Raw genomic sequence first — 12,165 nt, forward strand, 5'->3', positions numbered from 1 at the left:
TTGAGAATCAGCGACTTAATGGCCTTGAGGCTGCGCCGCCATTTCGTCTTATTCACAGGGTTTTCCACAGCCAGCGGCGGAAACTGCTTAAAACCTAAGACAGAGCATTAAGCCCTTTTATTTCAACAACTTACAACCGCCCATTCTCGGGAAACGGAATAAAGGCTAACACGAAAACCGGAGTCTTGCAAACGAATATCCACAGCTTTTTTTCGGAGTGTTTAACATGAATTTAACTACCTTTTTTGACAACAATTCGAGCCAAATCGTGAATGTGTTAGACTAAAATTTCGACGCAGTTTTGGTCAGAAAAATGACGAAAAACAGCAAAAATTTTTCAAAAAAAACACCATCCCGGAAAAAAGATCGGGACAAGGAGCCGGTTTCATTGAAAGAGGCCTGCGAAGGACTCGTTTTCATCAGCGAGACGGATGCCCTCATCATACCATTTAGGGGCCCGCGTGCGGAAGAGATATCGCCTGAGGCATCCGCATCGGCAGCAAACGTCGAATTTCGGGAACCGGTAGAGGAGCTCTCTGCAGAGGAGTTTTTTGATCGCTTGACAGTAGAAAAAGAGTGGTTCGGCGAGAGAGAGAAAAAGAGCGCGTTGCGCTTTCGCAAACTTCACGCTTTGATGGAAGAACTGCTAACTGATCTGAAAGTTTATCGGTTCGGGAAGATCAGGATCGATATAGTGATTGCGGGTATTGACAGAACATCCCGCATTTCAGGGATAAAGACCCAAGCCGTTGAAACGTGATCACTCCAACGGCGAGACCTTTCCTGCTCCGCTTGTTTTCTTTATTACCTCGGTCGGAGAACCTACGTAATACACTTTTGCCGCTCCCGAGACCTTGGCGTTCAAAGTTCCGGTCACTTGAACCTTCAGCTCGCTTGCTCCACTCAGGTCTGCGGCGGCATTTTCTGCAAGCAGGCCAGTAGCGTCTATTTTTGAAGCTCCGCTGCTGTCAACGGTAAAAGAGGCGGTCTTGCCGGCGATCGTCACCTTAGAAGCTCCAGAGGTATCAACGGTGAATTCCTGTGAATCGAGTTCCGAAACGGAAATCTCCGTGATGCCTGACCCGGATACTTTTTCAATCGTGTTCGTAAATATACGTACGCGGATAGGATTCGATGACCTCAGTTTTCCGTCAGTCTCGAGCCGCAATACGCCTCGGCGTACTTTCGTCTTGATGAACGGCAAAAGGTTGTCGTCTGCTTCGACCTCGATCCCGCGATCCCGCTTGAGCACTATCTCGACCTTGAAGATACCCGACGAATCTACGCCGGTGAATTCTTCAATGTTTCTTTGCTCTATCGCAACATTACCGGAACCTGTCTTTCCTCCGAAGTCAAAGGAGAGGTCAATGCCATCTTTCGACATGCGTTTGATGGCGGAGACATTGGCGAAGATCAAACCGATCACCAAGGCGACGATGAATATAAGAAAACCGAACTTTTTCATAACGACTCCGTCTTTCGATACCAAAAATGCTAACGATGCGGCGCGGAGATTTGTTCAGAATAAGAACGGCATTGAAATTACGACGGACTCTGATTTAATTTTGATCGAAAGCGGACACTATAATGCCTTGCATCAATTGCAGTGTGATTTATCTACATAGACCTTGCGGCCGCTGTCGGTGATGTAGTGGCAGCCGCCGCGAGGTCCGAGAATATACTTTCTGCCATCAGATGACGAATTAGTGGCCGGGGCCTTTGGCGCTGTAGGACTTTCAGGGATCACGGTCGATTGCCACGCCACAGCCTGCCAACGGCCGTCCCGTTTGATGAATGTTCCTGTGTTCAGATTACGCGTTACGGTCTTGGTGCCGTCGGAACGCGTCGTCGTGCCGATCAACCGAAAAGCGACGACCGCGGCATTGCCGTACTGCTGTATGCGGATCTCTTCAGCAGTATAGACCGTTACCGGATCGCCGGGTTTTGCAGCCGGCGTTTCCAGGACACCGCGCATCAACTCGTTCTTGTTTATTCGAACTCCTGCCGAACGCGTGTAGATCAGATCATCGGCCCAAAAACGTTCGTGAATAGATGCATCGTTGCGACCCGCACCGGCAAGGAAATCGTTCAACAAACGCGTCAGCTCAGCGGCGTCCGGTGCTGTCTGAGCGTTCAGCGACAATGCCGCAAAAACAGAAATCGCAATACTCAACCCAAATTTCTTCATTTCCTGCCTCCGATGATGATCAAAATATCTGAAATCCTTTGGACCGTTCGCAAAAATCTGCGAGTTCGGCCAGCCAATCGTGCGTCACGCTATAGTTCTTCCACTGCTCGTCCTCGTCGCGATAGATGGTGCCGTCGTCGGGCTCGTCCGTGATGCTGAGATCCGCGAACATTCGCTTGTTCGGTTTCAGTTTCGGCAGTATCTCGCTTCGGATACCGTCGGCTATCTTCTTTGCTTCTTCCTGATCGATCTTGATGCCCATGGCGTTATATCCCATCTGGCGGACCGTTCCTTCGCTGAGTGCGTCAAGGCTCTTTATTATTTCGACAGCGGCTTTCCAATGCCAGACGCTTGTTGAAAACTCGTAACCCTCAGAACCGGAATCGATCAGTGTGAAGCTCATAAATTTTTATTTGAAAGCAATGCCAAACAGGTTCGCAATGTTTAGTAAAAAATACCACACGTTTGCTCGGTCAGCGTATTCGCATCGCGTCAGCCAACGGAATATAATTATCGCTTTATGACAGCATCCATCTCATATGCCGACGCGGGCGTTTCAATAGACAATGCGAATATTGCGGTTGCAAAGATACGCGAATACGCCAAATCGACGTTCAATGAACGCACGCTCACGGAAATAGGCAGCTTTGGCGGGATGTTTTCTGCGATGTTTCCCGACATGGCGGAGCCGATCCTTGTGGCGTCGGCGGACGGCGTCGGGACGAAACTGAAGCTTGCTTTCGAGACCGGCATTCACAACACCGTCGGTGCGGACCTGGTGAATCACTGCGTCAACGACATTCTCGTGCAGGGGGCAAGACCGCTGTTTTTCCTGGATTATTTCGCTACCGGCAAGCTGGAACCCGACGTAACTGCCGCGGTGGTCGAAGGCATGGCACGGGCGTGCCGCGAGAACGCTTGCGTCCTGCTCGGCGGCGAAACAGCCGAGATGCCGGATTTTTATCCGCCCGGCGAGTACGACCTTGCCGGTTTTATCGTCGGCGTTGTTGATAAGAAAAATGTTATCGACGGCAAAATCATCCGGCCGGGCGATATCGTGCTCGGAATTCCGTCAACAGGCCTGCAAACAAATGGCTACTCGCTCGCCCGCAAACTCTTTTTCGAGGTCGGCGGTTACACGGTCGACTCGCATATTGACGAAATCGGCACAACGGTCGGCGAAGCACTGCTCGCCACGCATTCTTCCTTCCTGCCGCAGATCGGCCCGATCTTGGCATCCGGCAAGATCAACGGCCTCGCCCACATCACCGGCGGCGGATTTCTCGAGAACATCCCACGCATCCTGCCTGAAGGCGTCTCAGTTGAGATAAAACGCGGATCATGGACAGAACCGCCCATCTTCGGAATGATGCAGCGGCTCGGCAACGTCGCCGACGAAGAGATGTTCCGTACGTTCAATATGGGCATCGGGATGGTCGTTGTCTGTTCAGAAGATGAAAAGGACAACATCGCCGCGAAGATCGAAAACTGCGTCGAGATCGGACGCGTCGTCGCTGGCTCAGGGTCGGTCGAGATCATATAGATACGCCCGACTGCTATGAAGATCGGAATTCTTATTTCGGGACGCGGGTCGAATATGGTGGCGTTGGTCGATGCTGTGCAAAGCGGCGATATACCGGCTGCCGAAGTTGCCGTTGTGATCAGCGACAAGGCGGACGCTGGCGGGATCGAAAGAGCGAAAGAACGCGGCATTGAGGCATTTGCGATCGAACGAAAAGGCCGTACGCGTGAGGAACATGACGCCGAGATCGTGGCGGCGTTAAAAGAACGCAGCGTTGAACTGGTCTGTTTAGCAGGTTATATGCGGCTGCTGTCGCCGTTGTTCGTTCAGGCGTTTCCTGATCGCATCGTGAATATTCACCCGAGTTTGCTGCCCGCGTATGCGGGGCTGCATGTTCATGAGCGTGTCATTGCCGCAGGCGAAACGCGTTCGGGCTGCACGGTGCACTTTGTCGATGAGCTGCTGGATCACGGGCCGATCATATTGCAGCGAGAGGTTCCCGTCCTGACCGACGACACACCCGAAACGCTCGCCGCCCGCATCCTGGAACAGGAACACCCAACCTATATCGAAGCCGTGCGGAAGATCGTACTCGCCGCAGAGAACACGGAGTAGCAGAAGCCGGAAGCCAGAATCAGAAGTCTGAATTCAAAAGCCGAAATTCGAAATTACAAATTCGAAATTTCAAAACCCAAGTCCGAAAGCCGGGATCCTGTGTCCAAATATCTAAGATCATACCTCTGTGTACTCTGTGCTCTCCGTGGTTAAAGCGCCCTTTAATTGCTTTGACAATCGCGTCTTTCGGCGCGTAAACTCTAAGTTTTCACTTCTCGAAGTGAAGCTAATGGAGAGCAGATATGCCGAAGAGAACGTTTCAACCGAACAACAGAAGGCGCGCCAAAAAGCACGGCTTTCGCGCACGCATGGCGACAAAGAACGGCCGCGCGGTGCTCAAACGCCGCCGGGCCAAAGGACGCAAAAGATTAACGGTTCAGCACTATTAAATTTTGGCCTGCCTAAAGAGGCTCGGCTGCGAAAACGCGCCGAGTTTCTGCGGGTCTATGAACAGGGCAAGCGTATAGAAGGCCGTTTTATGACGGTCTTTATTTTGCCCGCAAAAGGGCCGCTTCACCGAGTCGGTGTCACCGCGACCAAAAAGGCCATAGGCAAGGCGCATGACCGTAATCGTGCGAAACGCCTGCTCCGCGAGTGTTTTCGCCTGACGCGGCCTGAACTGGAAATGTGGACGCGGAAATACGATTGGGTGCTGAACGCCCGCCGCAGCGTGACCTTTGCAAAGCTGGAAAAGCCGTTGGCCGAATTTCGGCAGATAATTAAGAAGTTAGCCACGGAGAACACAGAGAGCACGGAGGTTTAGGTTTTTGGCTTTTGGATTTGGGTTTTGCAGATCGGTGTTTCGGCCGAACTTGAGATAACTGCTTTCCGATCTCTCAGTATCCTCTGTGGCGAATAGAAAATGAAATTTCTTGCGATCGACATTCTCGGGTTTTACAAGGCGGCGATCTCGCCGTTCCTGCCCGCAGCGTGCCGATTTGAGCCGTCGTGCTCGGAATACACGCGGCAGGCTGTCGAGAGATACGGTGCTTTGAAAGGAACCTGGATGGGCTTGAAGCGTATCCTCAGATGTCAGCCTTTTTGTGAGGGCGGGCACGACCCGGTCAAGTAATGGAAGAAAAAAATCAAGGGAATCAATCGCGTTTCCTGCTCGCTGCCATCCTTTCGATGGCGGTACTTTTTATCTGGTCTTATTTTTTCGCTCCCAAACCTGTCCCGCCCGATAATACGAATACAGCGGCAAACACCGCCGCAACTCAGCCCGCTCCAACAGAAGCACCATCGCCGACACCGCCGGCCGAATCTGCTGCCGTCGAGCCGGACACACTTCCGGCACGCAGCGTTAAGATCAGCTCTCCGCTTTACGAGGTCACATTCGATTCAAAGGGTGCTCTTGCGACAAGCTGGATAATCAAGAAAAATAAGTCGCCAAAAGCGGAATTTCCGATATTTGCCGATGGTTCGACGCCGGACAACGAAAAACCTCTTCAGCTGATCTCGCAGCAGGCACTCGCTAGCAGCCCGCGTGAGATACCTTTCCGTTTAGCGACGGGCGACGCTGCTGCCGATACGCTGCTGAATGACCGCAATTACGAGATATCGATACCTGATGAGAACATCACGCTCAATCCGGGCGAGGAACGCGAAGTAAAATTCACGCTTCGCGGAGCAGGCGTCATCGAGGCGGAAAAGACATTTGTTTTCAAAGCGGACAGCTATGTCGCGGATCTTGCCGTAAAGGTTAAAAAGAACGGTGAGACCATGCCGAACACAAAGCTGCTGATCGGAGCGAGCATCGGCGACCACGCGATAAATCACCACACTTTTTACAACATCGAATCAGAGTCCATTGCGGCGATCGACGGCGATATTTATCGCCATCAGGGCAATTACAGCTTTACATACGACGCGAACGAACAGGCGACGCTGGCCGACAAAGGCCAGGTAAGCTGGGCCGGCGTGGGCGATGCGTATTTTGCGATGGTCGCGGTGCCGGCGGCTCCGGTGCAGGGCGTGGAATACAAGGCGGCGCGTTACGAGGTCGAGACGCAGCCGTATTTCCAGAGCATTTTTCAGTGGATACTCCGCAACGCTCAGACGAGCGAAAAGCGGCATCTCGTGACCGTGCATTTGCCCATTCAGGCGGACGGTTCGCCGATGCAGATCTTTACCGGAGCTAAGGATTATTTCCTGCTGCGTGAGCTCGACGAGCAAATGTCCGCACGTGCAGGCCGCGAACTCGAGATAGTCAACCTGATCAATTTTAGCAACTATCGCTGGCTGCGTTGGATGACGAAGCCGCTCTCGATCCCGATCCTCTACGCGCTGAATTTCTTTAACACGCTGACGCATAATTACGGCGTCGCGATCGTCGTTTTCACTTTCCTTTTCTACTCGCTGCTGTTCCCTCTGCGTTGGAAACAGTCGAGATCCTTCAAAAAGGCAGCATCGAATGCGCCCAAAATGAAGGAGCTTCAGGACCGCCTGAAGGCGATGCAGAAGAAAGGCATCCCGAACGACGATCCGCGTATGCGTGAGCTGCAGATGGAGCAGCTGAAGCTAACGAAGGACGCACTTCCGCTGGGCGGCTGTTTGCCGATGCTGCTTCAGTTCCCGCTGCTGATCGCTTTCTACACCGCCGTTACCGTATCGCTCGAGGCCCGTCAGGCGTCGTTCCTGTGGCTGCCTGATCTGTCCGCTGCCGATCCGTGGCACATCCTTGAATTCGCCTTTGCTGCATCGATGGTGCTGGCTATGAAGTTCACGCCGACGGGAGCAGCTGTTACGCCTGAACAGCAGATGCAGCAGAAGATGATGACATACTTCATGCCCGCGATGATGCTGTGGGTTTTGTGGGCGGCACCTTCGGGCTTGTTGCTTTACTGGTTCACGGGTAATATCGTTAGCTTTGGCCAGCAGATGATCATCAACAGGATGAACAAGTCGGACGACCCGCCGGGAACACAGGTCGTCAGCACGGTTCCCGCGGGTGCGAAAAAGGTGAAGGCAAAGCCGGCGTAGTTTGTTGAATCGAGGAACGAAAGAAATGAGTGAGATCTGTAACAAGGCAACTGAATTCCTGAACGAACTAACGTCGGGTATGGGTTTTGACCTTGTCGCGACATCGGAATGGACCGAAGAAGGCTGCCATATCGACCTATCCGGCAGCGATGCCAATTTGGCACTGGCAGAGAACGGCGAGCTTTTAGATGCTTTCGAGGTAATTCTATTTCAGGCTTTTGGGCGAGAACTCGACCGTTCGCACCGCTTCATCGTTGACGCGGAAGGCTTCAGAAAGACCCGCAAGGCCGAGTTGCTTGCCATGGCACGCTTTGCCGCGGAACAGGTGCGAAAAAGCGGCCGGCCTTTCACATTCGGCGTTCTCAACTCGACCGAGCGCCGGATAATTCACTTGACGCTGCAACAAGAGGACGACCTGTTGACAGAATCTGTGGGCGACGGACGAGACAGAAGGCTGCAAGTAAGACTGCAGTAAAAGGTAGGTTCTTAGTCGTTCTTCGATTCTAGGGATACGAACCGAATGGGCATCTCGGAGCGCTTGTGGTTTGGCAATTCGCGACCGCTTTTCAACCAAGCCTCTTGTGAAAGGCGCGCGGTCAGCGAAATCGCCTCGGCCCCAAACGTAGGATTCGGGTCAATGTCGAAATCTTCCAACTTGCATCGCGTTATCACCATGCGTTTACGGCGCATTTCCGCTCTCTTTTTCCGCTCTGCCTCTCCCATCAACAATATTATACCTGATTACGGCACTTCGAGTTACTACTTGTTTTAAACGACCAAGTTCACGCTGTGGGAGCGTGTGGCGTTGACTTCAAAACCTTCACTGCCGCCAGTTCGAATGCAACGCCCGGTTCGCCGGCTTTACTCGAGGTGGTTATGCCCGTGAGTTGAAGCCGCCGAAGTCTTGTCAGCGCGCGTGATCAAGCACCCGAATGTCCGTCCAATTATGTGGCCGCCCTTTCTTCATACAGACGCAATGTCACGAGTGTCGTGATTCGATGTGTGCCTTTAAGATGGCCTGTATCTCTTTTGATTCGTCGGTGTATGCACCCATTCTATACTCGCCGTGCCATGTGGCCACACCCGATGCATCGTATCCGTTTGATTCTTTATGCGAGGCATCTGCGCCGTGACTGAGTAAAAGTTTTACGATCACCGGATTCTGATGTTCCGCCGCGAAGATCAACGGCGTGCAGCGGTTTGAATCTTGTGTGTTCGGATCGAAGCCGGAGTCGATCGCTTGCTGAACGTATTCGGTGTCGCCACGCCGTATGGCCTCACGTACTTGGTCCAGTGTGTAGGATCTGTCGTCACTCATTTTTGCCAGATAACGCCCAGGTTCAGCGGCGGGCCGCGCAGCGGACCGTCCGCTGCAACCTGTTGTTAGCCGGCATGCAACGTCTTATCAAGCAGCTCATATCCGGACCTGTCTTCGTAGCCTTGTCGACGGTAGAAACGGCGCGCACCATCATTGCTTCGCGACAATTGCAAGGACACGTTGGTGCATCCAAGTCGCAAAAACTCCGCTTCAGCGATCCGGAGCAGCTGAGATCCTACTCCCTCACCGCGCTCGGACGGCGACACGAAGAACTCATCGATCTCTGCAGTAAGCCCCTTGTGCTCCAAGCTGAAGACGTAGACGGCGAGCAGGTAGCCCACCGGAGTGTTGCCCGCCAACGCAATCCAACCAGCCCCAAGGTTCGGCTCCGAAAGCAGTCGCTCCAATTGAGGTGCAATGCCCTGCGCGTGGAATCCGGAGATGTCTTCGAATTTCCAGTATGCCGCTACCAAGGGTAGCAAAATCGAAACGTCGTCTGCCGTTGCTCTTCGTACGTGAACCATGCTTGGGCTCTGTCCGGCTAACTGTTGATTAACTCCAACGCCATTGATAATACATATCTGAGAGCTTATTATCAAGTTTCACTATGTCGCAGCAGCCGAAACTACTTGATCAAGTGCGTAATCTCATTCGTTTGAAGCACATGAGCCACAAGACTGAGCGAGCGTACGCCGCGTATATCCGCGAATTTATCATTTACAACGGCAAAAGGCACCCGAGGGAAATGGGTGTCGATGAGATCAGAGCTTATTTGACGCATTTGGCAGTTGACTAGAACGTCGCGGCCTCAACACAGAATGTCGCATTCAATGCGATCCTCTTTCTCTATAAACAGGTGCTGGGAATCGAACTTCCGCTCATCGATGGTGTTCTAAGGGCGAAACGCCCGCCGCGGCTTCCCGCCGTGTTTACACCCGAAGAGGCAAAAGCGATCATCAGCGAGCTTGACGGTTCGGTAAGGATCATCGTCAGCCTGCTTTACGGAAGCGGGCTTCGTCTAACCGAGGCACTAAGACTCAGGGTCAAAGATATTGAATTCGGCAGCGCGCATATCGTCGTTCGCGACGGGAAAGGTGGAAAGGACCGAACGACCGTGTTGCCAAATGGGATCATTGATGACCTGCGAGATCATATCGAACACGTAAGGCTTATCCATCGGCAGGATGTCGCTCGAGGTTTCGGTTCGGTTTTGCTCCCGTATGCACTTGCCCGCAAGTACCGTAACGCGGATAAGGAGTTTGCATGGGCCTATGTCTTCCCGTCGGCAAAACTATCGCCGTCCAGAGAAGATGGCGTCGTCAGGCGGCACCACACTGCAGAAAGCACGGTCCAGCAGGCGGTAAAATGCGCGATGTCGAAACTGAACATCTTCAAGCACGCAAATTGTCACAGCTTTCGTCACAGTTTCGCCACACATCTCTTAGAAGATCATTACGACATTCGCACTGTTCAGGAATTGCTGGGCCACAAAGACGTCAGAACAACGCAGATATATACTCACGTTATGCAGAAGAAGAATTCTGTAAGAAGTCCGCTTGATGGCTGATACTATCGTCGCACTTGCAACGCCGGCGGGCCGCAGCGGTATCGGTGTGATACGGCTGAGCGGGCAGGATGCGCTCAGAATAGCCGGAAATCTCATCGGTGAAAGCGGATTTTCGCCTAAACCGCGTGCCGCAGTTCTGCGGCAGCTTGTCGACCCTGTGGGCGGAGAGACGATAGACGAGGCATTGATCACATTTTTCAAAGCTCCGCATTCATTCACCGGCGAAGATGTAATTGAGATCAGCTGTCACGGTTCGCCGGTTCTGCTAAGACAGGTTATAGATATTTGCCTTGGGCTCGATGCCAGGCTGGCGGAACCCGGCGAATTTACCTTGCGTGCCCTTGCTAACGGCAGGATCGATCTTGCGGAAGCTGAGGCGATACGCGACCTCATCGACGCACAAACCACGGCATCGGCCCGGCAGGCGGTAAGGCAAATGCGGGGTGAACTTTCGCAGCGTCTGCAGCCGCTGAAAGACGACCTGTTGAATGTCATCGTTATTCTCGAATCCGCCCTCGAATTTGTCGAAGACGATCTGCCTGAAACGCAAACTGCTAAGGTCCTGGAAAGCCTTCGGTCGATCGCCGATGAATGTGAACGTCTTGCAGGGACGTTTGCTGCGGGGCATCTGATCCGAGACGGTCTGCGGGTTGCTCTCGCCGGCCGGCCGAATGTAGGTAAATCGAGTCTTTTCAATGCTTTACTTGGTTCCGAGCGTGCGATCGTAACCGACATCGCGGGGACGACACGCGATCAACTTCACGAACGTATCGTTATTAATGACGTTCCGATCTCGCTGATCGATACTGCCGGTTTACGCGAAACGACGGATACTGTCGAGAAGATCGGTGTGGAGCGCACTCGAGCTGTCCTCGCCGATGCGGATCTTGTGATCGTCATAATGGATGCCTCGGATGATATTACAGATGAAGATCTGGCGATACTCGAGAGCGTGAATGACCTGACATACATTGTCGCTGTCAACAAGATAGACAAAGAACCTTCCAAAGACATTGACCGGTTGGTTGCCGGCAAAGGCAAACATGCTGACATGCGGGCACACATTGTCCCGATATCTGCAAAAACAGGTGAAGGCCTGGACGATCTGGCGGCCGCGATCCTCAGGCCTTTTGCTGACGCGAATGTTGATATGTCGGGATTGCTGATAACTGACGCACGGCATCACGACCTGTTGAATAGATGTGCGCAGGAAACAGAGGGGTCTATCAAGAGTTTGCAGGAAGGCTCTTCAGAAGAGATCGTACTGATCGGGCTTCATAATGCGCTCAGATTCTTAGGCGAGATCACCGGCGAGACCACTACGGAAGATATGCTTACGCGGATCTTTTCTACATTCTGCATCGGTAAGTAAGCGCAGGCGAAGGCCGGAAGGAGGTACCGGCCTTCGCTCTTGATGCGATGCTGTCGGCTTTGGTGCGGCACAACCAGAAACAATGTACCGCGGCCCGCTGTTCGCAATGTTGATCGGGGGCCTAACAGGTCAGGCGGACCTGTATTTCGCAAAACCACCCGCGTGAACGGTGGAAACCGCCCCTCTTACGGATTCACGTCTCTCATTTCGCTCGGCCACAGGAGCTTCGTGCGAATGACCGGACATTCCGGGAAGGACGCATATCATCCCGGCCCAGATCATGCCGAATGCAACAAAGCCCACAACAACCCACATAAGAAGGCTGAAGCCGGCGGCTACAAGAGACAATGCGGCAATAACCGCAAATGCTAACCAAAGATATCCGTAAAATTTAGGTGTCATATTTCCTCCGTTCTGCTTTTCAACTTGGCCGGCCTTTGCCTCACCGGCCGCTAATGCTACAGGGCAAACACTGTGCCGCAGCAAAACCCTTTGTTTTTCAATGGATGCTTTGAAGTGTGCGCGATGTTTTTCGCTGCTGAACCGCTTACTTTGCGAAATTTCTCGCAATTAAGAGGACCGTCAGGTCTCATTCAGGGGG

At 52.8% G+C, this 12,165-nt stretch carries 16 protein-coding genes; 10 read left to right on the top strand and 6 right to left on the bottom strand.

Translation table 11 applies throughout. From position 1 onward, the window contains the following. Positions 1-388: 388 nt before the first annotated feature. Positions 389-760: a hypothetical protein gene (locus tag IPM50_08900; GenBank protein QQS31800.1), complete on the top strand. Its 372-nt coding sequence runs from the start codon at positions 389-391 to the stop codon at positions 758-760. On the opposite strand, the gene IPM50_08905 is transcribed toward IPM50_08900, so the two are convergent. The 3 genes from IPM50_08905 to IPM50_08915 form a co-directional block, all read right to left on the bottom strand. Then, a complete protein-coding gene (locus IPM50_08905) occupies positions 761-1,465 on the bottom strand; it encodes a DUF2807 domain-containing protein (protein ID QQS31801.1) in 705 nt (234 codons plus the stop codon). 132 nt (positions 1,466-1,597) lie between these two features. Further along, a complete protein-coding gene (locus IPM50_08910) occupies positions 1,598-2,188 on the bottom strand; it encodes a nuclear transport factor 2 family protein (protein ID QQS31802.1) in 591 nt (196 codons plus the stop codon). A 19-nt stretch (positions 2,189-2,207) separates the two neighbouring features. Next, the gene (locus tag IPM50_08915; GenBank protein QQS31803.1) at positions 2,208-2,591 is read right to left on the bottom strand and encodes a hypothetical protein; all 384 of its coding nucleotides are present in this window, start codon (positions 2,589-2,591) and stop codon (positions 2,208-2,210) included. A 117-nt stretch (positions 2,592-2,708) separates the two neighbouring features. Between IPM50_08915 and IPM50_08920 the strand changes: the two genes are divergently transcribed. The 6 genes from IPM50_08920 to IPM50_08945 all read left to right on the top strand — a co-directional run bounded on the left by IPM50_08920 (position 2,709) and on the right by IPM50_08945 (position 7,782). Then, complete coding sequence (locus IPM50_08920) at positions 2,709-3,731, top strand: phosphoribosylformylglycinamidine cyclo-ligase (GenBank protein ID QQS31804.1); 1,023 nt, start codon at positions 2,709-2,711, stop codon at positions 3,729-3,731. Positions 3,732-3,746: 15 nt separating this feature from the next. After that, the gene (locus tag IPM50_08925) at positions 3,747-4,325 is read left to right on the top strand and encodes a phosphoribosylglycinamide formyltransferase (protein QQS31805.1); all 579 of its coding nucleotides are present in this window, start codon (positions 3,747-3,749) and stop codon (positions 4,323-4,325) included. Between the two features lie 242 nt (positions 4,326-4,567). After that, the gene (gene rpmH / locus IPM50_08930) at positions 4,568-4,714 is read left to right on the top strand and encodes a 50S ribosomal protein L34 (GenBank protein QQS34491.1); all 147 of its coding nucleotides are present in this window, start codon (positions 4,568-4,570) and stop codon (positions 4,712-4,714) included. A gap of 473 nt (positions 4,715-5,187) precedes the next feature. Then, positions 5,188-5,397, top strand: a complete 210-nt coding sequence (yidD, locus tag IPM50_08935) for a membrane protein insertion efficiency factor YidD (protein ID QQS31806.1) — start codon at positions 5,188-5,190, stop codon at positions 5,395-5,397. Beyond that, the gene (gene yidC / locus IPM50_08940; GenBank protein ID QQS31807.1) at positions 5,397-7,307 is read left to right on the top strand and encodes a membrane protein insertase YidC; all 1,911 of its coding nucleotides are present in this window, start codon (positions 5,397-5,399) and stop codon (positions 7,305-7,307) included. The genes yidD and yidC overlap by 1 nt, the downstream gene beginning before the upstream one ends. Before the next feature lie 25 nt (positions 7,308-7,332). Further along, complete coding sequence (locus IPM50_08945; protein ID QQS31808.1) at positions 7,333-7,782, top strand: hypothetical protein; 450 nt, start codon at positions 7,333-7,335, stop codon at positions 7,780-7,782. A gap of 504 nt (positions 7,783-8,286) precedes the next feature. Here IPM50_08945 and IPM50_08950 read toward each other — a convergent pair. Further along, entirely contained in the window at positions 8,287-8,625 is a 339-nt protein-coding gene (locus tag IPM50_08950; protein QQS31809.1) for an ankyrin repeat domain-containing protein, read from the bottom strand. A 65-nt stretch (positions 8,626-8,690) separates the two neighbouring features. Next, positions 8,691-9,149 carry a GNAT family N-acetyltransferase gene (locus IPM50_08955; GenBank protein QQS31810.1) on the bottom strand — a complete coding sequence of 153 codons (459 nt, stop codon included), beginning with the start codon at positions 9,147-9,149 and terminating at the stop codon, positions 8,691-8,693. 140 nt (positions 9,150-9,289) lie between these two features. On the opposite strand from IPM50_08955, the gene IPM50_08960 reads away from it, so the two are divergent. From IPM50_08960 to mnmE, 3 genes are read left to right on the top strand one after another with little or no spacing between them, the layout of a single operon-like run. Further along, positions 9,290-9,421 (top strand): phage integrase N-terminal SAM-like domain-containing protein, encoded by a 132-nt coding sequence (locus tag IPM50_08960; GenBank protein QQS31811.1) that lies wholly within the window; start codon positions 9,290-9,292, stop codon positions 9,419-9,421. Positions 9,422-9,460: 39 nt separating this feature from the next. Continuing rightward, complete coding sequence (locus IPM50_08965) at positions 9,461-10,192, top strand: integron integrase (protein QQS34492.1); 732 nt, start codon at positions 9,461-9,463, stop codon at positions 10,190-10,192. Beyond that, positions 10,185-11,564 (top strand): tRNA uridine-5-carboxymethylaminomethyl(34) synthesis GTPase MnmE, encoded by a 1,380-nt coding sequence (gene mnmE / locus IPM50_08970; protein ID QQS31812.1) that lies wholly within the window; start codon positions 10,185-10,187, stop codon positions 11,562-11,564. Before IPM50_08965 ends, mnmE begins: the two co-directional genes overlap by 8 nt. Positions 11,565-11,693: 129 nt before the next feature. Here the strand turns inward: mnmE and IPM50_08975 are convergent, their stop codons facing one another. Further along, complete coding sequence (locus IPM50_08975; protein QQS31813.1) at positions 11,694-11,966, bottom strand: hypothetical protein; 273 nt, start codon at positions 11,964-11,966, stop codon at positions 11,694-11,696. Positions 11,967-12,165: the final 199 nt, after the last annotated feature.

It is taken from the genome of Acidobacteriota bacterium, assembly GCA_016700075.1.
Taxonomy (GTDB): Bacteria; Acidobacteriota; Blastocatellia; order Pyrinomonadales; family Pyrinomonadaceae; genus OLB17.